Raw genomic sequence first — 24621 nt, forward strand, 5'->3', positions numbered from 1 at the left:
CAAATTAGTTTACAATACTATCAGAAATTGTGAAAAAAGAAGGGAGAAACACTTTGAAAGTTGAAATGAACAACATTTGTAAGGCATTTGGAGATATTAAAGTATTGAAAAAAGTGAATCTTAATATACTAGATGGTGAAATCCATGCTCTTATGGGAGAAAACGGCGCAGGAAAATCAACTTTAATAAAAGTTTTGACAGGAGTATACACAAAAGATGATGGTGAAATATCTATAGATGGAGAAAAAGTTGAAATAAAAAGTATTAAAGATAGTGAAAAATATGGAATTGCATATGTTCATCAAGAGCTAAATGTGGTTAAAGAAATGACAATTTGTGACAATATGTTTTTAGGAAAAGAATTAAGAAAAAGAGGACTTTTAGATAAAGAAAAAATGTCAAAAATATGCCAAGAAAAATTAAAAGTATTGGGGATTGATCATCTTCTACCGAATACACCCATGAAAGATTTGAGTGTTGGTTATCAGCAGATGATAGAGATAGCGAAAGCTCTCTTAATAAATGCCAAATTAGTGATATTAGATGAGCCGACAGCTGCTCTTACTAATAAAGAAATAGAAAATCTTTTCAGAATAGTTTTTGAATTAAAAAATCAAGGAGTTAGTTTTTTATATGTTTCTCATAGAATGGAGGAAATATTTAGGATTTGTGATAATATAACTATTTTAAGAGATGGAACTTATATAGGAACAGAATCACTAAAAGAAATTTCTGAAGAAAAAGTAGTAGAAATGATGACTGGAAAATCAATTGATAATCTGTATTTAAAAGATGAAGTTGTAGTTGGGGAAACAGTTCTAGAAGTAGAAAATTTATCTCGTAAAGGAGAGTTTGAAAATATAAGTTTTTCTGTTAAAGCTGGAGAAGTTTTAGGATTTGCTGGTCTTATGGGGTCAGGAAGATCTGAGATAATGCACGCTATATTTGGAAGTAAAAATTTAGAAAATGGAAAAATATTTATCAACGGGAAAGAAGTTTTAATAAAAAATCCTCTAGATGCTAAAAATCATGGAATAGGTTTTGTTACTGAAGACAGAAAAGAAGAGGGGTTAATATTAGATTTTGATGTTAGAGATAATATAGCCGTACCATCTTTGAAAAAATTTATAAATAAATTTATAGTAAATGAAAAGAAAATAGATACTGTGGTAGATGATTATATAAAAAAATTAAAAATAAAAGTTTTTAATAGTAATCAAAAAGTAAAGAGTTTGAGTGGTGGAAATCAGCAAAAAATAGTTTTTGCTAAATGGTTAGAAACATCACCAAAAATACTTATATTAGATGAGCCAACAAGAGGTGTAGACGTTGGAGCAAAAAAAGAGATATATGAAGTAATAAATGAATTGAAAAGACAGGGTGTAGCAATTATTTTGGTTTCAAGTGAACTCTCAGAAGTGGTAGGAGTATCAGATAGAGTCGCGGTCATTCACAACAAAAAAATTGCTAAAATCTTTGAAGATAAAAATATAAATCAAGAAGAAGTGCTAAGAGTTGCATTTTTAGGGGGAAATTAAATTGGCAGAAAATACAGTAATACTTACTAACAGTAAAAATTTTTCAATGAAGGAATTTTATGAAAAATATGGATTAATTCTTATACTTTTAATGATTTCAGGATTTTTTGGAATTATAAATAATAACTTTTTTTCATTATATAATATTCAAAATATATTTAAACAATCTTCTATAAATGGATTAATTGCTTTTGGAATGACTTTTGTAATTTTATTGGGATGTATAGATTTAACTGTTGGATCAACACTTGCATTAGTTGGATATTTAGCAGGAATTATGTTGGTAACTTTACAGCTTCCAATCATTATTGTTATTCCTGTGGCTTTAGCGATGGGAACAACTCTTGGTCTAGTAAATGGTATTCTTGTTTCAAAAATAAAACTTCAACCATTTATAGCAACACTTATAACTATGACTATCTATAGAGGAATTACATTGATTATATCAAAAGGACTTCCGATTAGAAATATTAATAATGTATCTCCATTAATGAAATATATAAATCGTGGTGAAATAGGGAAATTACCAATATCTATGATAATTTATTTAATAATATTTGGAGTTCTTTGGTTTATTTTAGGAAAAACAGTTTTTGGAAAGCATCTATATGCTACTGGAGGAAATGAAGAAGCTGCAAGACTTTCAACAGTTCCAATTAATAAAATAAAAATGATAGCTTATTCTGTAAGTGGGTTTTTATCAGCACTTGCTGGGATACTTTATATTTCAAGATATAATTCAATATATCCAAATGCAGGTCAAGGGGCAGAACTTGATGCGATTGCAGCAGTTGTTATAGGTGGAACTTCTATGTCTGGCGGAAAAGGTAAAATATTTGGAACTTTAATAGGAGCACTTATAATAGGAATTTTAAATAACGGTTTAAATCTTTTGGGAGTTTCATCTTTTTATCAAGAGGTTATAAAAGGTTTAGTAATACTTTTAGCAGTAGTTGCGGATCGTAAAAAAACAAAGTAACAAATAATTAATATAAATGAGGGGGATACAAAATGAAAAAAATTATACTTTTATCGCTTCTTTGCGGAAGTTTAGCAATGGGGGCACCTGCAAAAAAAGTTGCTTTAATGATGTCAAATAGGTCTAACGAATTTTTTGGAATACTTGAGAAATCTTTTGTTAATGAGGCTGAAAAATTAGGTTACAAAGTAGACGTTTATGATGCTGCAAACGATGCCACAAAACAACCTAGCCAAGTTGAAGATGCCATTGTAAAAGGATCATCTGCAATCGTTATAAATCCATTGAACAAGGATGCTACAGAAGGTGTTTTAAATGATGCTATTTCGAGAGACATACCAATAATAACTGTTGATACAAGTGTTGAAGGTGTAGATATTTTAGCTGATATAGCAACAGATAATGAAGATGGAGGAAAGTTTGCAGCAGAATGGATTGTAAAAAAATCTAATATAAATCCTGAAGAACTTACAGGTATAATTCATATGAAAGGAATCGATGGACATACTGCACATATTTCAAGATATAAGGGATTTAATGATTATCTGTTATCAGAGGCAGCAGGACAAAAATGGAATGAATTAGCAAATGATTCAAAAAGATATATTGAGCTTACAGGAAATTTTGCTCAAGATGTAGCTCAGAATGTTCTTGAATCTAAATTAAGTGCTTTAGATAATAAAGGTAAGTATATTGTATACAATGAAAATGATGTAATGGCAATAGGAACAATTGGAGCTATAATGAATGATAGCAGATTTGACTTAACGAACTTTACAATAATAGGATTTGATGGATCTTCAGAAGGAAAAAAACTTGTAGACGAAAAGAAAATGGCTATAACAGTAGTTCAAGATTTCCAATTTATAGGGAAACAGGCAGCTATAGTTATGGATGAATACTTAACAAAGAAAAAATCTCCTGAAAATACAATTATTCCAATAGAAGTTGTTATGTACCCAGAATCTCAAAACCCAAGATATTAGGAGGAAACATGTATTTAGGAATAGATTTGGGAACTTCTGCCATTAAGCTTTTACTTATGAAAGCAAGTGGAGATATCGTTAAAACGGTATCTAAAAGTTATCCGATATATTATACAAATTCTAATTGGGCTGAACAAGATCCTAGCGATTGGTGGGAAGCATGTAAGGAAGCCATGGATGAAGTTTTGGATTTTGAATCTAAGAAAAATCTAAAAGGAATTTCTTTTTCTGGTCAGATGCATGGATTAGTTACATTGGATAAAAATGATGAAATTATAAGAAATGCTATGCTTTGGTGTGATCAAAGAACTGAAAAGGAATGTAGAGAATTAAACAATTTAGAATGGCTAGGAGAAGAAACAGGGAATCAAGCATTAACAGGTTTTACGGCACCAAAAATTCTTTGGATGAAAGAAAATGAAATAGAGAAATTTAATAATATAGAAAAGATAATGCTTCCAAAAGATTATTTAGCATATAAATTTTCAGGAATTCATGCAATAGATGTATCAGATGCATCAGGAACCCTTATGCTAGATGTAAAAAATAGGACATGGTCAAAAAAAATGTTAGATTTTTTACAAATTAATACTTTGCAGCTAGGTGAAATTTATGAGTCGTGGGAATCGATTGGTTATATTAAACCAGAATTGGCTGAAAAATTTGGAATAAGTAAAGATATTAAAATTATAATAGGTGGCGGAGATCAAGCAGTAGGAGCAGTAGGAGTAGGTGCGATAAATGAAGGAATAATTTCATTAGCACTTGGAACATCTGGAGTAATATTTGCACCAACTGATAATTATCAAATTGACTCTAAATACAGATTACATTCTTTTTGTGATGCTAATGGTAGATATCATCAGATGGGTGTTATGTTGTCGGCAGCAGGAGCTTTCAGATGGTGGGTAGAAGAGGTAAATGAGTCAAAAGATTATGAGTTATTTAATAAAATAGCTAATGATACGTTAGCTGGTTCAGAAAATCTTTTTTTTCTTCCATATTTAATTGGAGAAAGAACTCCACATAATGATAGTTTTGTTAAAGGAAGTTTCATTGGATTATCTTATAATCATAAGAAAGGTCATATGACTAGAAGCGTATTAGAGGGCGTAGCTTATTCGTTAAGAGATTCAGTAGAACTTTTAAAAGATATGGATATATCTATCAGTAAAATTAGAGTTAGTGGTGGTGGAGCAAAAAGTTATCTTTGGAAGCAAATTTTATCAGATACTTTAAATTGTGAGATTATTTCTATTGATTCTGCAGCTGAAGGACCAGCATTAGGAGCTGCAATATTAGCTTCTGTTGGTTGTGGAGAGTATAAGAATGTAGAAGAGGCTTGTAATAAAATTATAAAAGAAGTTGAAATTATAAAACCTATTTTAGAAAATGTTGAAATTTATGAAAAGGGTTATGAAAAATTTAGAAAATTATACCCTTCACTAAAAGATTTTTATTCTTGTTAAAGTAAAGAAGAGCAGCTCTAGGACATATTAATCCTGGAGCTGCTCTATTTTTATATTTATCTTACAAAACTTGTGTATATTTTTCTTTCTGAAGAAGGTTCCTCAACAACATCTTTTCCATTTTCAACTAATTTCATTAACCAAGCCATATTCTTACCAAGAACACTCATAATTTGTTTTCCTTCATCGTCTTTATCTACTTCACCAGCTGCTCTTCCATGAATAACATTCCAATAATTAGATGTAGGCATTAGCATCTCGGCATAAGTTATATAATTATTTAACTGGTCAAAAGTAGGTATTCCTCCTGAACGTCTAACTGCAACAACTGAAGCTCCAACTTTATGTCTAAAAAGTCCACCATTTACAGAGGCAACATAGAACGCTCTATCTAAGAATGATTTCATTGTAGACCCCATAGCAGCGAAATGAACTGGAGATCCTAGTAATACGCCATCAGCTTCTTTAATTTTTTGAATCCATTGATTAACATCATCACCAGGAATAACACATTGCTCATTTTTGTTTCTTACACATCCACCACAAGCAAGACAACCTCTTATAAGTTTATTTCCTACATGAACGATTTCAACATCAATTCCATTTTTTTCTAACTCTTTAGCTACCATTAAAAGAGCAAAGTATGTATTTCCTTGTTCTCTTGGACTTCCATTAAATGCAACAACTTTCATTAGTCAACCACCTCTTTTTTATTTTTCTGCAATTATTAATCTCACTACATCCTTCATCATAATATTCTTACTAGTAACTTTTGAAAATCCTACTTCTCTTATAGTTTTTTCAGTTTCTCTAAGAAGTGATGTTCCTAAAGCTTTAGTGGTTATTATATTCATGAATTTCAAAAAAATATTTATAGAAGAACTACTACTTTTCATATGTTCAAGAAAAATAGCTTTTCCACCAGGTTTTAAAACTCTTAATATTTCTAATATTCCATTTTTAGGATTAGGAACAGTACAGAAGACACAAGTTGATAAAACAGAATCAAATGTATTATCTGGAAAATTCATATTTTCAATATTCATTTCAATAAGTTTGACATTATTTAAATTTAAGGTATTTATTTTTTCTTTTGCAATTTCTAACATCCCAGTAGAAAAATCAATTCCAGTTACATCAGAATCTTTTTTATAAAATTTTAAATTAGCTCCACTTCCAATACCAACCTCTAAAATTTTACCTTGCAATAAATTAACAGCTTGTTTTTTAAAATCATTCATGGGCATACGCTGTTCAACCCAATCATATATATGAGCCATCCTAGTATATTTACTTTGAGTGTTTTTCAAATTACACCTCCTCACTATATAGACTTTAATAAATTAATAACATTTTGTCAAATGGAAAAATAAATATTGACTTAAATCTTTATATTATGTATAATTATCAAAACCATCAAGAGAGACCGAGGGACTGGCCCTATGACGTTTCAGCAACCTACCGTAAAGGTGTGGTGCTAACTCCAGCTAGATGGAAGGATAAATACCTAGAAATGTTCTAGACTCCTTCATCTTAAAGATGATGGAGTCTTTTTTATTTTTAAATTACTTAAGGGAGCAGTGATTACATTATGATTAAAATTAAAAATCTTAATAAAATTTATCCAAATGGTTTTCATGCGGTACAAGATGTATGCCTAGAGATAAATGAAGGGGATATATTTGGAATTATAGGTTTAAGTGGAGCGGGAAAGTCATCATTGATAAGAATGTTAAATAGATTAGAAGAGCCGAGTTCTGGTTCAATAATGATAGAGGGAAAAGATATAACGTTAGCAGATAAGAAGGGATTATTAAACATTAGAAAAGATGTAGGGATGATATTTCAACATTTTAATTTATTGTCTTCAAGAACAGTTGCTGATAATATAGCATTTTGTTTGGAGATAGCTGGATGGAATAAGAAAGATATTATGCCTAGGGTAGAAGAACTTTTAGAGGTTGTTGAACTTTCAGATAAGCGTAACTCGTATCCTAGTCAACTATCTGGAGGACAAAAACAAAGAGTTGCTATAGCGAGAGCTCTTGCTAATAACCCAAAAATAATTTTATCAGATGAGGCTACATCGGCACTAGATCCAAAAACTACCAAATCTATTTTGAATTTATTAAAAGATATTCAAAAAAAGTTTGGATTAACAGTAGTTCTTATAACTCATCAGATGGAAGTTATAAGGGATATATGTAATAAAGTTGCAGTGATGTCGAATGGAAAAATAGTTGAAACGGGTGGGGTACATCATATATTTTCAGAACCACAAAATGAAATAACAAAAGAATTAATTTCATATCTTCCTAATGAAGAAGAAAAAGAAATTGAGCTATCTAAAACTAAAGGAAAGAAAATAATTAAACTAATATTTCTAGGGTCATTAGCGGGAGATCCGATACTTTCAAGAACAGTAAAAAAGTTTGATTTGGATATAAATGTTTTAGGTGGAACTGTAAATGTTTTATCAACAATGCAAGTTGGTCATTTAATAGTTGAGTTAATAGGTGATATGAAAAAACAAGATGATGCAATAGAATTCTTTGAAGATTCAGATGTTAAAGTGGAGGTTTTATACAATGGTATTTAATATGATATTAACAGCAACTTGGCAAACTTTGTACATGGTATTTTGGTCCACACTATTTTCTATAATCCTTGGATTACCAAGTGGAATTTTAGCTGTAATAACAGCTCCAGGACATATATATGAACATAGAAATTTAAATAAAATTTTAAACTTTATAATAAATATTTTAAGATCTTTTCCGTACATTATACTTATGATAATATTATTACCACTTTCTAGACTTATAGTTGGAACCACAATAGGAAGTACTGCTGCAATCGTTCCACTTTCAATATCTGCAGCTCCATTTGTAGCTAGAATAGTCGAAGGGGCTTTAAATGATGTTGATAAAGGATTAATAGAAGCTAGTGAAAGTATGGGTGCAGACAACTGGACAATTATTAAAAAAGTTATGATTCCAGAATCTATGCCTGCATTAATACATGGACTTACGGTAATTGTAATTAGTTTAGTTAGTTTTTCTGCAATGGCTGGTGCTATTGGAGGAGGAGGACTTGGAGATTTGGCTATTAGATTTGGTTACCAAAGATTTAAAACGGATATAATGATTTATTCTGTAGTTGTAATTATAATTTTAGTTCAAATAATTCAAACTATTGGAAATTATTTTTCAAATAGATTAAAAAATCAGAGGGGGTAATTTATATGAAAAAAGTTTTAGGAATTTTAGGATTATTGGTATCGGCTTCTTTATTCGCAGGAGATATTAAAGTTGGGGCATCACCAGTTCCGCATGCAGAATTATTAAATATGGTTAAAGATGATCTGAAAGTTCAAGGTGTTAACTTGATTGTAATTGAAATGACAGATTATGTAACTCCAAATCTTGCTGTAGATTCAAAAGAAATAGATGCAAATTTTTTCCAACACAAACCATATATGGATACTTTTATTGAAGAAAAAGGGTTGAAATTAGTATCAATTGGAAATGTTCATGTTGAACCTTTAGGTGTATATTCTAAAAAAATAAAATCATTAGATGAATTAAAAAAAGGGGCTTCTATCGCAATACCAAGTGATCCAACAAATGGAGGAAGAGCATTGATTCTTTTACACAATAATGGAATCATTAAATTAAAAGATCCTACAAATCTTTTGGCGACAGAGTTTGATATAATTGATAATCCAAAAAAAATAAAATTTAATGCAATTGAATCAGCTGGAATTCCAAGAGTTTTAGATGATGTTGACGCAGCTGTAATCAACGGAAATTATGCACTAGAAGCTGGATTAAATCCAAATAAAAATGCAATTATCCTAGAGGGAAAAGAGTCTCCTTATGCAAATCTTGTGACAGTTAAAGAAGGAAGAGAGAACGAGGAAGATTTACAAAAGTTAATAAAAGCATTGCAATCTGAAAAAGTAAAAACTTATATTTTAGAAAAATATGATGGAGCAGTAGTACCAGCATTTTAAAATTATGTCCTAACTATATAAAATCTAAATAGATTATAATTGACATATATTAATTATGTATATATAATATATACATATTATAATTAATTATTTCACTTTTTTAAATGATTTATTTTAGATTTTATATTTTAGGAGGTTTGATGAAGAACGAAAAGAAACTTACTCTTGTACCACTTATACTTATGATATTTACTTCAGTATTTGGTTTTGCTAACATTCCTAGATCATTCTTTTTAATGGGATATTCTGCAATACCTTGGTATATTATTTCATCCGCTCTTTTTTTTATTCCTTACGCTTTTATGATGTCTGAGTATGGTGCCGCATTTAAAAATGAAAGTGGTGGAATATATTCTTGGATGGAGAAGTCAGTAGGACCAAAGTACGCATTTATTGGAACTTTTATGTGGTATGCATCTTATATAGTATGGATGGTAAACATAAGTTCTTCAATTTGGATTGTTCTATCTACAGCGATTTTTGGAAGGGACTTAACTTCAACTTGGCATTTATTTGGATTGAACTCAACACAGACACTTGGATTACTTGGAGTTTGTTTAATAATACTTATAACTTTTATCGCTTCAAGAGGACTTGAAAAAATTACTAAGGTAACCTCAATTGGAGGAATAGCAGTTTCTCTTTTAAACTTAGTTTTATTATTCGGTTCGATTGGAATCTTAATTTTAAATAAAGGGCACTTAGCTCATTCGATATTAAATGTACAGGAAGCATTTACAATTTCGCCGAATCCTAATTATACATCTACTATCTCTGTGGTATCATTTATGGTTTTCTCTATTTTTGCATTTGGAGGAATAGAAGTAGTTGGAGGTTTAGTAGACAAAACAGAAACAGCGGAAAAAACCTTTCCTAAAGGTGTTACAATAGCAGCCACAGTAATAACAATTGGATATGCAGTTGGAGTTTTCTTAATTGGAATTTTTACTGATTGGCAGACAATACTTTCAAATCCAAATATTCACATGGGGAACGTAGCTTATGTGATAATGGAAAACTTAGGGTATCAAGCTGGAATTTCTCTTGGATTTTCACAATCTATTTCTGAGCAAATAGGACTTGTAATGTCTAGATACATGGGAATATCAATGATTCTTGCCTTTATGGGAGCATTCTTTACTTTAGCTTATGCACCTTTAAAGCAATTAATAGAAGGAACTCCTAAAGAAATTTGGGGAGAAAAGATGTCTAAAGTAGAAAATGGAATGCCCTTAAATGCAATGTGGATTCAATGTGGAATAGTAATTGTATTTATTTTATTAGTATCATTTGGAGGAGAAGGAGCATCTAAATTCTTCTCAAAATTAATTTTAATGACAAATGTGGCAATGACAATTCCTTATATATTTATTGCAGCAGCATTTCCAAAATTCAAACAAAATGAAGCTATAAAAAAACCATTTGTAATTTATAAAAGTTCGACAGCTGTAAAAATTGCAACAATTTCAACAGTTGGGTCAGTAGCTTTTGCTAATTTGGCAACTATAATAGAACCAGCTACAAAAGGTGATTATATGTCTTCAGTTTGGATGGTAATTGGACCTTTATTATTCTCGTTAGCTGCATTAGGTTTATATAGAAGATATGAAAAACATATGATTGCAAAAGAAATTCATGGAATATAATTGATAATAGTAAAATTAAAGAATATAATTGTAGAGAGCCGATAAAGCTCTCTATTTTTTTATTATAATATGGAGGAATTTTGAAAAGAGAAAATAATTTAGATTGTTTGCGAATTATAGCAGTTGTAATGGTTATAGTAATTCATCTTTCAGCAGGATATATTGTAGATAACATGGATACTCCAAATTTTAATTTTACGGTAGCTAATTTTTTTGATTCTATTTCTAGAACTTGTGTATCAATATTTGTTTTGTTAAGCGGAGGGTTTCTTTTAGAAAATAATAACAATAAATCATATAAAGAATTTTATAATAAATCTTTCAAAAAAGTGGGAATTCCAACTTTAATTTGGAGTTTAGTATATGTTCTTTATAGTTACATAAGAGGAATACTGATTATGAAGATAACAGGGATTCCATTTGATTTTTTTAAACCACTTTTTGATTGGTTTTTAGGAGTGCCGTTTTATCATTTGTGGTACCTATATATGCTGTTTGGATTATATGCAGTAACTCCAATTCTCATAAGATTAAAAAATGATATTGGAGATAGAAGTTTTATGAAAGTTGGAATTACTCTTTTGATTCTTGGAATAATAGTTTCAAAATTTAGTAATCTTTACTGGTTAGTCCAATTTACAAAATATTTAGGATACTTTATACTTGGTTACTCTTTAAAGATATATAAAAATAAGTCACCATTGTTTTATTTTTTGATATTTATTATATCTTCAATAACAATATTTATTTTAACAGAGATAATTATAAGAAGTAATATTTGGAATAAAACTCTTTATTTTTATCAAGATTTAAGTCCTTTTGTTATTATTTCTGCTTTAAGTTTATATATTTCTTTTATAAATATGAATATAATAAAATATGATTTTAGTAGTCTAGCTAAATATTCTTTCAATATATATTTAATTCATGCTTTCTTTTTAGAAATGATAGAATTTTCTGTAAAATATATTCTTAAAGTTGAGTATAATGCCTTGATTTTCATATTGAGTATGACTCCAATAATTTTCGTATTATCTTATGGGGGGTCTTGTTTTTTAGAGAAACATAAGGTATTATTCTATCAGAAACCAATAAATAAGGGAGGGATAAAAAAATGATAAAAAAATTATTACCATGCATTTTTTTAGCGGGAATGAGTTTGGCTTTTGGTGCGGAAGCGCAAGTTTACCAAGGTTTAGGAAAATCAGCAAACTTTCGTGTAGGACCTGGAAAAGATAATAAAGATGTTCCGGTTTATAGTTTTAACTATGTGACTGCAGCTGGAATTTTTGATAAGGATGGAAAGATAATAAATATTATAGTTGATGGATTAGAGGTTAGTACGCCTAATTACGATGGAGAATCTATGCCACATTTCTCAGGATGGCCTGGAACTCCAGGATATAATGTAGCAGATCATAAAACTGGAGAAGTTTCAGGAGTATCCGAAAATAATGTAGAATTTATTATTGATGAAGTTAGTAATTGGAAAACTAAGCGTGAACGTGGAAAAGACTATGGAATGAATCCTAGATTGGAATGGCATACACAAATGGATAATTTCCAAAAATTCTTCAAAGGAAAAACAGTAGCAGAGGTAGAGGAATGGTTTAAAAAGTATACTTCTGATATAAATGGTAGACCATTAAAAATGAAAAATAAAGATATTAAAGATCAGCAAAAATACGATAAATTGAATGATACTGAAAAGAAAGAGCTTACAGATTTAGTAGCTGGAGCGACTATGAGTATAAAAGATTCACATGGAGATATTTTAGGTGCTATAAAAAATGCTTATGAAAACCGTGTGGAAGTAAATATTCCTGTGAAGTAAATTTAATAGATTAAAATAAAAATCCAAGGTAATCTAATTATATTAGGTTTCTTGGATTTTTTAATATTATTATGTTATACTTACTAAAAGAATATAAAATGAGAAATTTGGATGGGTGATACTATGAAAGAAAAAATATTTAAAGTAGAAGGAATGACCTGTTCTTCATGTGTTAGTCACGTTGAAAAGGCTGTGAAAAAATTAGAGGGAATAGAGTCGGCCAATGTGAATTTAGCATCTGAAAAACTTACAATTAAGTTCAATGATAATAAAATTAATGAAAAAGAAATGGAGTTAATTGTTGAAAAAGCAGTAGATGATGCCGGATATAAGGCTTTTATTGAAGATAATATTTCTTTGGATCAGGATAAGATAAAAAAAGAAGAAGAAATAAAATCTCTTTGGAAAAGGTTTATATGGTCTGCAGTATTTACAGTTCCTCTTTTGATTATTTCGATGGGACATATGTTTGGTTATTCTCTTCCAAATTTTATATCCCCAGAAATTAGTCCGAAAACTTTTGCAATGTCGCAATTATTATTAACTACCCCTGTTATGATAATTGGATGGAAATTTTTTAAAGTTGGAATAAAAACTTTATTAAAAGGTGCACCTAATATGGATTCACTTATAGCCATAGGGACATCATCTGGATATTTGTATGGTTTGTTTGCTATATATCAAATTTTTAATGGAAATATAAATTATGTTCATCAACTATATTTTGAATCATCTGCGACAATTTTAATGTTGATAACCCTTGGAAAATACATGGAATCAGTAAGTAAGGGTAAAACTTCAGAGGCAATAAAAAAACTGATGGGATTAGCCCCTAAAATAGCAACTGTAGTGAAGGATGGGAAAGATATACTAACCCCCATAGAAAATGTTGAAGTAGGGGATATAATCTTAGTAAAACCAGGAGAAAGATTTCCGGTAGATGGAATAGTAGTTGAAGGTACAACATCTGTAGATGAATCTATGCTAACAGGAGAGAGTATACCCGTAGAAAAATTTATAGATTCAACTGTTATTGGAGCAAGTATAAATAAAAATGGTTCGGTAAAATATAGAGCAACAAAAGTCGGTAAAGATACAACTCTTGCTCAGATAATAAAATTAGTAGAGGAAGCTCAGGGATCTAAGGCACCTATAGCAAAATTAGCAGATATAATTTCTGGATATTTTGTTCCTGTAGTAATAGTTCTTGCAATTCTATCAAGTGTTGCTTGGTATATAGCTACTGGAGATAAAATATTTGCATTAACAATTTTCATTTCAGTTTTAGTTATAGCTTGTCCTTGTGCTTTAGGTTTAGCAACTCCTACCGCTATAATGATAGGAACAGGAAAAGGAGCTGAATATGGTGTTCTTATAAAGAGTGGAGTAGCACTAGAGACGGCTCATAAAATTCAAACAATAGTCTTTGATAAAACAGGAACAATAACGGAAGGGAAACCAAAAGTTACAGATATAAAAGTGAGTAAAGATATTTCTGAAGATGAACTTTTGATTTTAGCAGCAAGTGCTGAAAAAAATTCAGAACATCCATTAGGAGAGTCAATAGTTAGATTTGCTTCTGAAAAGAATTTAAATTTAAAAAATTTAGAAACTTTTAAAGCAATACCTGGTTATGGAATAGAAGTAACAATTGAAAATAAAGATATTCTTCTAGGGAATAAAAAATTAATGGTTGATAGAAAGATTGCTCTTGATTCTTTTGAAAAAGAATCGGATAATTTAGCAGGTATGGGAAAAACACCTATGTATATAGCAATTGAAGGTTCAATAGCTGGAATAATAGCTGTTGCTGATACTGTAAAAGAAAGCTCAAAAAATGCAATTTCATTATTGCATAGTATGGGAATAGAAGTAGCTATGATAACAGGAGATAATAGAAGAACCGCTGAAGCTATTGCAAAGGAAGTTGGAATAGACAGAGTTTTATCAGAGGTATTACCTCAAGATAAAGCACGAGAGGTTCAAAAACTTCAGGAAGAAGGCAAGCAAGTAGCAATGGTAGGAGATGGAATAAATGATGCTCCCGCTTTGGCACAAGCAAATTTAGGAATAGCAATTGGATCTGGAACGGATGTTGCGATTGAATCAGCTGATATAGTATTGATGAAAAGTGATTTAATGGATGTCCCTACAGCTATAAAATTAAGTAGAGAAACAATAAAAAATATAAAACAAAATTTATTTTGGGCATTTGGATATAATATACTAGGAATACCTATTGCAATGGGAATTTTACATATATTTGGAGGACCATTATTAAGCCCGATGATAGCAGGGGCTGCTATGAGTATAAGTTCGGTTTCTGTTTTAACAAATGCACTTAGATTAAAAAGGTTTAAACCAGATAAATTTATTCAGGAGGAGAAAAAAATGTCTAAAACAAAAGTATTTATTGATGGAATGAGTTGTGGAAATTGTGTGAAACATGTAAAAAATGAGTTTGCTAGTTTACCTGAAGTTGTTTCAATTGAAGTTGATTTACCTGGAAAATTTGCTGTAATTGAGGGAAATATTTCTGATGAAAAGATAAAAAAAACAGTAGAAGATGCAGGATATGTTGTAGTAAAAATAGAGAAAATGTAAAATTAAAAAAGAGAGTGATGATAGTTAACTATCATCACTCTCTTTTTTTTTGTTGAAAATAAATAAAAGATAAAGTAATATAGGAATGCTGTAGAAAATTGGGGGGGATTAGATGTTAGAAAATATTAAGGGGAAATTCTATGAAAATTTCTTAGATATTTTTACTATATTAATTTTACTAGTATTTATTTTTCAAAGTTTTTATACTAAAAAGTATATTTACTTAAAATTAAATATAGTTGAATACTTAATACTAAGCGTTTTTTTGTGTATAGTAGGTTTAGTTATACTGGAAACTATAAATGAAATTTCAAAAAAATCGCTTAATTTAAATACTTCAAAATATCATTTTGAGAATGAAATGAAAGAAGAAATAAATACAAGTTATTCCATAATAGTGAAAGTCATTTGTGGATTTACAATTGCCTTAAATATTGGTGAAATAAGAATTTTATTAATTTTAACAGCAATTTTATTCTTTAGAAAAACACTTATAAAACATTTGAAAATATATACAATTAATAACTTTCTAAAAAAAAAATATGAAAGTGCTAATATTGTATTAGAGAAAAAAATATTAGAAATAAATAATATGAATAAAAATTTAGAGAAAAAGGTTTTAGATAGAACTGAGGAGCTTAAAAATAAAAATCAAAAGTTATATCAGATAGCAAATACAGATTATTTAACACAATTTCCAAATCGAAGAAAATTTATAAAATATTTAGATAAACTTATAGAAAAAATTGGAAATAATGATAAATTTGCACTTGTTTTTATGGATTTAGATAGATTTAAAAGTGTGAATGATTGGTATGGACATGATATAGGGGATAAACTTTTAATTGAAGTATCTAATCGTTTAAAACTAATACTAGATGAAAATGATTTTATAGGAAGACAAGGTGGAGATGAATTTGTAATAATATTAAAAAACATAGAGAGTTTAGACGATGTAATATTTAAAGCTAATAAAATTATTACGAATTTTCAAAAGACTTTCGAAATAGATGGAAGAAAACTTATGTCTACAGCAAGTATAGGTATTGCAATATATCCGGATGTAAGCAAGGACAGAACTGAGCTAATGAAATGCTCTGATATAGCCTTATGTAGAGCTAAAGAAGACGGGAAAAATAGATACAAAATCTACGAAAAATCTATGAAAAAAGAAAGTGATAAAAAATTAGAAATAGAGACCAACCTTCAAGAAGCATTAGAAAAAAATGAGTTCAAACTTTTTTATCAACCACAAATGGATATAGATATGAATACTATCATTGGAGTTGAAGCACTCATAAGATGGGATAGCAAAAAATTAGGGTTTATAAATCCTGGAGAATTTATCCCAATTGCTGAGGAAAATGGATCTATAATAGATATAGGAGACTGGGTAATTAAAAAAGCATGTGAAGATATTAAATACTTAAATACAAAATATTTTAAAAATTTAAAAGTTGGAATTAATGTTTCTCCAAAACAATTTATTGCTGGAGAGCTAGTGGAAAAAATAAAAAAAATAATAGATAACAATAATATGTTAAGCAACTGGATTGATATCGAAATAACAGAAGCTTGTGCTATAAAAAATGAAAGTTTAGCAATAGATAATTTAAATGCTTTGAAAAAATTGGGCGTTAATATTTCAATTGACGATTTTGGAATGGGATATTCAAGTATAAGCTATCTTAGATGTTATCCAATCAATACTTTAAAAATACCTTTAGAATTAATAAGAGGCATAAATGCAAATAAACAAGACTATAAAATAGTTCAAGCTATAATAAATATGGGAAAAAATATGAATTTAAAACTTATTGCAGAAGGAGTTGAAGAATTTAGTCAGGCTGAATTATTGGTTTATCTTGGATGCAACCAATTACAGGGTTATTATTTTGATAGACCAATGGAGATTACAGCACTAGAAAAAAAATATTTTTCCCAACGAAGAGGGGATGAAACATTTTGAAAAAAATTAGTTATATAATATTTGGATATGTCTTAATATATAGTTTTATTGTTTTTTTTTATAAAGGAGAATTAAGAAGAGATACAATAGAAATATTAAGTATAACTGGATCTTTATTTATAGTGTGGGCATCCTATTTAACATACAAAAAAGCGACTGCAAGATTGATATTCTGGAAAATTTTATTTATAGGATTTTGTTTGAATTTTGTAAGTAATATTTTGCATATAGTGAGTGAAAAATTTGATATACTAGAAATAATGAATGGAAGAAATATATTGTTTCTTTTGGTTTATATTTTTATGTTATTAGCAATATATTATTTTTTATATGAAGCGATTGGACATCTAAATATTTGTCAACTTCTAGTAGATTCCATTATAATGATTGGATTTTCTTTATCTCTAATTTCAAAATTATTTCTTAAAAAATTCGAATATAATTTTGCTTGTTTTAATTATGAAAGTAATATAATTTTGATATTTATGATTTTAAATTTTTTAATTTTAATCGGAGCATTTACAATTTATCAAATAAATATAAAAACAAAAATTTTAAAAAAGGCTTCATTAATTAGAACACTGGGATTTTTGATATATACGATATCAGATTTAGGATATACGTATACAATATTAAAGAAACAGAATATAGGAGAATGTAATCCATTGTTTGAATTTTTATGGCAGCTTGGACTAATAATAGTTGTTTTTTCAGGGTTATATGAAGTATATAATATAAAAAGAAATTTTAGAAGAAGGGTATCAATTCCAGAAAATTTAGGAATAAGATTTCCGATGGGAATGATTTTTCTATATGTTTTGATATTGTCGTTAAACTTTAGAAATATTACAATAGTTTTTATAGCGACTTTGATAATAGTATTGAGAATATTTTTAACAAAACATGTTAATATTTATGTGACTAATGAATATCTTTATAAAAGTTATAAAGATATTGGCTATCAATTGACAAAAAAAATGGAAGAAATAAGTAATTTAAGTTTATATTTGGAGAAGATAGTATACGAAAGAAATATAGAGCTTAGTAAAAAAAATATAGAATTAAATAGATTAGCTAATATAGATTGTTTGACTAACTTACCAAATAGAAGGAATTGTCTTAATTTTTTAGATAATTTAATTTCTACCAAAAAGTCAGATGGTGAATTTATTTTAATATTTATAGACTTAGATAGATTTAAGTCTATAAATGATTGGTATGGGCATGATATAGGGGATAAAGTTTTGCTTGAATTTGTTAAAAGATTAAAAAATTATCTATCACCAATAGATTTTTTAGCAAGATTATCAGGAGATGAATTTATTGTCATTATAGATAATATAGGACAAGAAAAAATAATAAAAGAAATGGCATGCCAAATTATCAAACTTTTCCAAAATCCTTTTGTTATAGGAGAGAATAAAATAATATGTACGCTAAGCATAGGGATTTCTATGTATCCAAAGAACTCTCAAGATAGGTTAGAACTTATGAAATATGGAGATATAGCCTTAAATAGTGCAAAAGAGGATGGAAAAAATAGAGCTAAAATATATAATAAAGAAATGGAAAAACAAAGTTTAAAAAATTTAGAATTAGAAAATAAAATATATAGAGCAATAGAAAAAAATGAATTTAAAATTTATTATAGACCTCAGATGAGTTTAGAGAATATGAGAATATCTAGTATTCATGCTGTGATAAGATGGAAAAATGATGAATTAGGATTTATTTCTTCAGAAGTTTTTAACCGTATAGCAGAAGAAAGTGGTATTATAATTGAGGTAGGAGAATATATTATTGACAAGTTAGGAAAAGAAATTAAATATTTAAAAGAGAAGTATAAGGAGAAAATTACAGTTGGTATTTCTGTAAGTCCGAAACAATTTCATGCGGGAGACATAGTTGGAACTTTAAAAAAGACTATGAAAAAATATGATATAGAGGGAGAGCGCATAGAAATTGGGATTACAGAATCTTGTTCAATAAAAAATGAAGAAAAGACCTTAGAAAGATTAAAAGAATTAAAGCATATCGGGATAACAGTAATTCTTGACAAATTTGGAATAGGATATTCTTCTTTTAATAATCTTAAAGTTTATCCATTGGATTCTATAAAAATAAGCAAGAAACTAATAAATAATATTGAATCAAACCAAGAAGACTATAATATTTTGAAAACTGTAGTAGAAATTGGAAAAACTTTAAATTTAGACATTATTGCAGAAGGATTAAATGATCTCAATGAGGTTAAGATATTAAAAAATCTTGGATGTGGTAAAATTGAGTTTATTCAAGAGTTAATACCATTGAAAACTTTAGAAGAAAAATATTTAAAAATATAAAAATTAAGGGGGAAGAAAATGAAAAAAAAGGTTTTATTAGGATTGTTTTTTATTTTATCGGTGATTAGTTTAACTGCACCTATTAAAGTCGGTCTTATTTTAGCTATGGGAGGATTGGGAGATAAATCTTTTAATGACTCAGCATATCTTGGATTGCTAGAGGCTAAAAGAGATTTTAATATTGAAGTAAAATATGTAGAGCCAAACTCTTGGATGGAAGATAGTTTTTATTTGGAAGAATATTCGGAGAGTGGATTTGACTTAATAATTGCAACTTCTTACACAGCTCTTGATGCTATGGAAAGTATAAGTAAAAAATATCCAAACACAAAATACGCAATAGTAGACACTCAAGCTGAGGTAGGAAAAAATGTAGCTTCTTTGGTTTTTAATGAAGCTGAAGGTTCTTTTTTGGTTGGAGCTTTAGCAGCCCAAATGTCTAAAACTGGAAAAGTGGGATTCATAGGTGGGGTAGATATACCTTTAATAAATAATTTCAAAAATGGTTATGAACAGGGGGCTAAACATATAAATCCATTTGTAAAGGTTATGACGACATATATAGGTGGAGATGCCCCTTTTAACGATCCAATAAAAGGAAAGGAGCATGCAATTTCATTAGCTGGGCAAGAAGTTGATGTTATATATCATGCAAGTGGAAATACAGGAACTGGAGTTTTAGAGGGAATAAGAGAAGCAAAAATTTATGGAATAGGTGTAGATTCTAATCAAGATGATGCAGTAAAGGGACAAATTTTAACTTCAATGTTAAAAAATGTTAATAACGCAGTATATAAAATAATACAAGATACCGTGGAAGGAAATTTCCGTGGGGATATTTATAATTTTGGATTAAAAGAAAATGGAGTTGGAACAACTGAATTTATATACACGAAAGAAATTATTGGAGAAGATAAAATAAAAGTAATCAATGAAATAAAATCAGATATAATATCTGGAAAGATAAAGGTGAATTAAGTGAAAATAACTGTAATAGTAACTCATCCAAATATTAAAGAATCTCTAGTGAATAAAAGATGGATTGAAGAATTGAAGAAAAATGAAAATATAACTGTAAGATTTTTAGATGAACTTTATCCAGATGGAAAAATTGATATAAAAAAGGAGCAAGAATATTTAGAAAAATCAGAGAGAATAGTTTTCCAATACCCTTTTTACTGGTATAATATGCCTGCATTAATGAGAGAATACTTCGACAAAGTTTTAGAATTTGGTTGGGCATATGGACCAAATGGTAATTCTTTACTTGAAAAAGAATTTATGGTAGCAATTTCTGTGGGAGCTCCTGAATATTCGTATCAGGGTGGTAGTTATAATAATTTTACAATTACTGAATTATTAAGACCTATGGAAGCAGTGTCAAATGCACTTCAAATGATTTATTTACCAGCATGGAGTATTTTTGATACGCCTAGATTAACGAATGAAAAAATTGAAGAATCAGCAAAAAAATATATAGAATACATAAATAATGAAGATTTGAATCATAGAAAGTTTTTAGAAAAATTAAAAAAAGCAAATAACAAAGCAAGCTTTGTAGATTTATAAAATCTAAGATTATCTGGACCTCATAAGAGGTCCTTTTTTATTTCATCAATAATAATTTCACAACTTAAAGTGAACACTAAAAATATATATTGCACATCCAATTTAAGTATGCTATTATTGTGACATTAAATAAGAACAGACTTTTATCGGGGGGAAAAGATGTCATATAAAACTTTAAGTGAGATATCAAAACATTTATTATTATCTCCTTCAACAATTTCAAGAGTTATAAATGGGAAAACTAATGTTTCAACTAAAACTAGAGAAAGGGTAGAGAGAGCACTAGAAGAGTATGACTATGTTCCGAATGTAATTGCAAGAAGTTTAAAAACTTCAACAAAATTTATTGGAGTAATATTTCCAGATATTAGAAATCCATATTTTACAGAAGTTATATTAGGTATAGAGAGCATTTTAAAAGAGAAAGGATATACAATTCTATATTTAAACACAAATAATAGAAAAGAAGAAGAGGAGAAAAGAATCCTAGAACTTCTTTCTGTAAGAGCTGAAGGGATAATTCTTCTTAGTAACTTTTGTAATGAAGAGAGTAAAGCTATTCAAATAGCAAAGAGAAATACTTACCTTGCTTCTGTAGAAAACTATATAGAAGGAATTGATAATATAACCGTTGATAATATAAAAGGAACTCAAACAGCTTTAAATTATCTATATGAAAAAGGACACACAAAGATTGGGTACTGCGGAAATGATTTGAGTTATAGTTCTTGGCAGTTAAGATACCAAACTTATGAGACATTTATGAAAGAAAAAAATATTTATTCCAATGGTCAACACATTTATATTGGTCAAGATTTTACAGATTTATTGGATATTAATAATTTGCCAACTGCAATTTTTACAAACAACGATATGAACGCTTTAAAAATATATAAATGGTGCCAAAATAATGGAGTTAAAATACCAGAACAACTTTCAGTAATAGGGTTTGATGATATATCTTTTGCAAAAATATTATCACCAAAACTGACAACGATTGCACAACCTGCATATGAAATTGGGCAAATAGTTTCAAGAAATATGTTTGAAAGAATAGAAAATAAAACAAAAAAAGGAACAAAAAAGATATTTATAAATCCAATTATAAAAAAAAGAGAATCTGTTTTAGATTTAAAAAATAATATTCAAGGAGAGCTAATAAATAATGAATAACACTTTTTTGGAAATAAAAAATATTTCAAAAACATTTCCTGGAGTTAAAGCTTTATCAGATGTAAATTTTTCAATAAAAAAAGGAGAAGTTCATGCTCTAATTGGTGAAAATGGAGCAGGGAAAAGTACTCTTATAAAAATTTTAACAGGGGTTTATCAGGCCGATGACGGGGGCGAAATTTTCATAAATGGAAAGAAAGTAACTCTAAAAAATTCTTTAGAGTCTCTTGAAAAAGGGATAGCTGTAATCTATCAAGATTTTTCTTTATTTTTAAATTTAAGTGTTGCTGAAAATATAGGGATGGGATTAGAGGTTGAAAAGAAAAAAAAGTTTTTTGATTGGAAAAATGTCAGATCAAAGGCTAAGGAAGCTTTAGATTTAATAGACTTAGATATAGATTTAGATACTCCTGTTGGTGAGTTATCAATTGCAAAACAACAAATGATAGCGATTGCACGTTCTTTGGTGTGCGATGCCAGCTTGATTATAATGGATGAGCCTACGGCAACTCTATCAAAAGAAGAAACTAAAATATTATTAAGTTTAATAAAGAAAATTCAGAAGACTGGGGTAAGCATATTATTCGTAAGTCATAAATTAGAAGAGCTATTTGAAGTTGCGGATGTATTTACAGTTTTAAGGGATGGAAATTATATAGGAACTTATCCAGCAAATCAAATAGATGAAAAAAAATTAATAACTTTAATGGTTGGACGTCAAATCTTTTTTGAAAGAAAAACAAGAAAAATAGGAGATTCAACACTTTTAGAAGTAAAGAATCTTTCTAAAAGAGGAAATTTTAAAGATATAAGTTTTTCTTTGAAAAAAGGAGAGATCCTTGGAATAACTGGAATAGTTGGAGCGGGTAGAACAGAAATGATGGAAGCCATTTACGGTGCAACATCTTATGATTCTGGAGAAATATTTATTGAAGATAAAAAAATAGTTATAAAAAACACTAAAGATGCACTAAAAAATAAAATTGCATTTGTACCAGAAGATAGAAAAAACTTAGGATTAGTTCTTAATAAAACGATAGAAGACAATATAGTTATTTCAAATCTAAAAAAAATATCTTCAAAATTTGGAAAATTAAATTTTGACTTAAAATTTAAAGAAGCAGAGAGCTGGATAGAAAAATTGGATATTAGACCAAAAGATTGTCAACTTCAAACTAAAAAGTTATCAGGAGGAAATCAACAAAAAGTCGTAATTGGAAAATGTCTTTCAACTAACCCTAAAATTCTAATAATAGATGAACCTACAAATGGTATTGATATCGGAGCTAAGACCAATATTCATGATTTATTAAGAGAATTAGCAGATGATGGAATGGGAATAATAATGATTTCTTCAGATTTACCAGAAGTTTTAGCTGTAAGTGACCGAATCTTAGTTATGAGAAAAGGTAAAATAACTGGTGAGTTTTTAGGAGAAGAGGCAACTCAAGAGTCAATAATTAATAAAGCTATTTTAAATTAAAATTAAATATTGGAGGATACGAATGAAGAAGATTTTAAAGTCTAAAGAAGGGATAATACTGCTACTTATTATATTTATATCAGCTATTATAACTTTAAAAAATCCAGACTTTTTGACAACCGAGAATCTTTTAACACTTTTTAAAATAAATTCAGTTGTTGCAACAATGGCTATAGGGATGACTTTGGCAATCTTAACTGGTGGAATCGATGTATCAGTTGGTGGGAATATAGCGGTGAGTGCAATGATAGTTGGATATTTATCAAAGATGGCTCCTAACCTTAATATATTTTTCTTGATTTTGATTGGATTTGCAATAGGAGCTTCTATTGGAAGTATAAATGGAATGTTGATATCATTTTTTAACTTTCCACCGATTGTAGTGACACTGGGAGTTTTGAGTATATTAAATGGACTTTTAATGTATTTTTCTAAAGGGAATTGGGTAAATAATCTTCCTGTTCATTATATGGAGTTTGGAAATATTAAAATTTTAGGATTACCAATACAAATATTATTGTTTCTATTTGTTGCAATTGTAATTCATATATTTTTAAAATATACAATAATTGGTAGAGGAATTTATGCTCTTGGTGGAGATGAAAATTCAGCTCAAAGAATTGGATTTAACACGAAAAAAATAAAATTTATTGTTTACATGTTATTAGGTGGAATAGTTGGAATATCATCTGTAATTCATACATCGATAGTAAAACAAGTTGATCCAACGGCCTACTCAGGAATAGAGCTTATAGTAATTGCTGCAGTTGTATTAGGTGGAGTTAATATAAATGGTGGATATGGAACAGTGCTTGGAACAACTCTTGGGATTATACTTTTGTCTATAATAAACAATGGAATGATAATAATGCATATTCCAGTCTTTTGGCAAAAAATTGCAACAGCATTAATTATACTATTTGCCGTAAGTATAGATATAATTCAAAGAAAAATAAAAGAAAAAAATACTTATAAAGTTGATATAGTTTAATTTAAAGAGAGGATAAAATA

General features: G+C 28.7%; 20 protein-coding genes and 1 riboswitch. Of the genes, 18 read left to right on the forward strand and 2 right to left on the reverse strand.

Annotation, left to right across the window (positions count from 1 at the left end; all coding sequences use genetic code 11):
* Positions 1-53 precede the first annotated feature (53 nt).
* From H3N56_RS12585 to xylB, 4 genes are read left to right on the forward strand one after another with little or no spacing between them, the layout of a single operon-like run.
* A complete protein-coding gene (locus H3N56_RS12585; protein ID WP_185881528.1) occupies positions 54-1538 on the forward strand; it encodes a sugar ABC transporter ATP-binding protein in 1485 nt (494 codons plus the stop codon).
* A 1-nt stretch (position 1539) separates the two neighbouring features.
* On the forward strand, positions 1540-2517 hold the full coding sequence (locus H3N56_RS12590) for an ABC transporter permease (RefSeq protein ID WP_221893498.1): 978 nt from the start codon (positions 1540-1542) through the stop codon (positions 2515-2517).
* A gap of 32 nt (positions 2518-2549) precedes the next feature.
* Positions 2550-3503, forward strand: coding sequence for a substrate-binding domain-containing protein (locus H3N56_RS12595; protein WP_185881529.1), 954 nt, complete (start codon positions 2550-2552; stop codon positions 3501-3503).
* A gap of 8 nt (positions 3504-3511) precedes the next feature.
* Positions 3512-4972, forward strand: coding sequence for a xylulokinase (gene xylB, locus H3N56_RS12600; protein WP_185881530.1), 1461 nt, complete (start codon positions 3512-3514; stop codon positions 4970-4972).
* A gap of 56 nt (positions 4973-5028) precedes the next feature.
* On the opposite strand, the gene H3N56_RS12605 is transcribed toward xylB, so the two are convergent.
* Positions 5029-5664 (reverse strand): flavodoxin family protein, encoded by a 636-nt coding sequence (locus tag H3N56_RS12605; protein ID WP_185881531.1) that lies wholly within the window; start codon positions 5662-5664, stop codon positions 5029-5031.
* A gap of 18 nt (positions 5665-5682) precedes the next feature.
* Positions 5683-6282: a class I SAM-dependent methyltransferase gene (locus tag H3N56_RS12610; protein WP_185881532.1), complete on the reverse strand. Its 600-nt coding sequence runs from the start codon at positions 6280-6282 to the stop codon at positions 5683-5685.
* 100 nt (positions 6283-6382) lie between these two features.
* A riboswitch (SAM riboswitch) is annotated at positions 6383-6470 on the forward strand.
* A 93-nt stretch (positions 6471-6563) separates the two neighbouring features.
* Here H3N56_RS12610 and H3N56_RS12615 point away from each other — a divergent pair.
* The 14 genes from H3N56_RS12615 (at position 6564) to H3N56_RS12680 (ending at position 24601) form a co-directional block, all read left to right on the forward strand.
* The gene (locus H3N56_RS12615) at positions 6564-7571 is read left to right on the forward strand and encodes a methionine ABC transporter ATP-binding protein (RefSeq protein WP_185881533.1); all 1008 of its coding nucleotides are present in this window, start codon (positions 6564-6566) and stop codon (positions 7569-7571) included.
* Entirely contained in the window at positions 7561-8211 is a 651-nt protein-coding gene (locus tag H3N56_RS12620) for a methionine ABC transporter permease (RefSeq protein WP_185881534.1), read from the forward strand. The genes H3N56_RS12615 and H3N56_RS12620 overlap by 11 nt, the downstream gene beginning before the upstream one ends.
* Before the next feature lie 5 nt (positions 8212-8216).
* Complete coding sequence (locus H3N56_RS12625) at positions 8217-8987, forward strand: MetQ/NlpA family ABC transporter substrate-binding protein (protein WP_221893499.1); 771 nt, start codon at positions 8217-8219, stop codon at positions 8985-8987.
* A 140-nt stretch (positions 8988-9127) separates the two neighbouring features.
* The gene (gene yjeM / locus H3N56_RS12630; RefSeq protein ID WP_185881535.1) at positions 9128-10633 is read left to right on the forward strand and encodes a glutamate/gamma-aminobutyrate family transporter YjeM; all 1506 of its coding nucleotides are present in this window, start codon (positions 9128-9130) and stop codon (positions 10631-10633) included.
* Positions 10634-10713: 80 nt separating this feature from the next.
* Entirely contained in the window at positions 10714-11751 is a 1038-nt protein-coding gene (locus H3N56_RS12635) for an acyltransferase (RefSeq protein ID WP_185881536.1), read from the forward strand.
* The gene (locus H3N56_RS12640) at positions 11748-12467 is read left to right on the forward strand and encodes an FMN-binding protein (RefSeq protein WP_255492205.1); all 720 of its coding nucleotides are present in this window, start codon (positions 11748-11750) and stop codon (positions 12465-12467) included. Before H3N56_RS12635 ends, H3N56_RS12640 begins: the two co-directional genes overlap by 4 nt.
* Before the next feature lie 123 nt (positions 12468-12590).
* Positions 12591-15071, forward strand: a complete 2481-nt coding sequence (locus tag H3N56_RS12645; protein WP_221893500.1) for a heavy metal translocating P-type ATPase — start codon at positions 12591-12593, stop codon at positions 15069-15071.
* A gap of 112 nt (positions 15072-15183) precedes the next feature.
* The gene (locus tag H3N56_RS12650) at positions 15184-17040 is read left to right on the forward strand and encodes a bifunctional diguanylate cyclase/phosphodiesterase (RefSeq protein ID WP_185881538.1); all 1857 of its coding nucleotides are present in this window, start codon (positions 15184-15186) and stop codon (positions 17038-17040) included.
* Positions 17037-19385 carry a bifunctional diguanylate cyclase/phosphodiesterase gene (locus H3N56_RS12655; RefSeq protein ID WP_185881539.1) on the forward strand — a complete coding sequence of 783 codons (2349 nt, stop codon included), beginning with the start codon at positions 17037-17039 and terminating at the stop codon, positions 19383-19385. Before H3N56_RS12650 ends, H3N56_RS12655 begins: the two co-directional genes overlap by 4 nt.
* Before the next feature lie 18 nt (positions 19386-19403).
* Positions 19404-20363, forward strand: a complete 960-nt coding sequence (locus H3N56_RS12660) for a BMP family protein (protein ID WP_185881540.1) — start codon at positions 19404-19406, stop codon at positions 20361-20363.
* Positions 20364-20954, forward strand: coding sequence for an NAD(P)H-dependent oxidoreductase (locus tag H3N56_RS12665; protein ID WP_185881541.1), 591 nt, complete (start codon positions 20364-20366; stop codon positions 20952-20954).
* Positions 20955-21113: 159 nt separating this feature from the next.
* Positions 21114-22127 carry a LacI family DNA-binding transcriptional regulator gene (locus tag H3N56_RS12670; RefSeq protein WP_185881542.1) on the forward strand — a complete coding sequence of 338 codons (1014 nt, stop codon included), beginning with the start codon at positions 21114-21116 and terminating at the stop codon, positions 22125-22127.
* A complete protein-coding gene (locus H3N56_RS12675) occupies positions 22120-23610 on the forward strand; it encodes a sugar ABC transporter ATP-binding protein (RefSeq protein WP_185881543.1) in 1491 nt (496 codons plus the stop codon). The genes H3N56_RS12670 and H3N56_RS12675 overlap by 8 nt, the downstream gene beginning before the upstream one ends.
* 22 nt (positions 23611-23632) lie before the next feature.
* Positions 23633-24601 (forward strand): ABC transporter permease, encoded by a 969-nt coding sequence (locus tag H3N56_RS12680; protein WP_185881544.1) that lies wholly within the window; start codon positions 23633-23635, stop codon positions 24599-24601.
* Positions 24602-24621 lie beyond the last annotated feature (20 nt).

This window comes from Cetobacterium sp. 2A (assembly GCF_014250685.1).
GTDB lineage: Bacteria > Fusobacteriota > Fusobacteriia > Fusobacteriales > Fusobacteriaceae > Cetobacterium.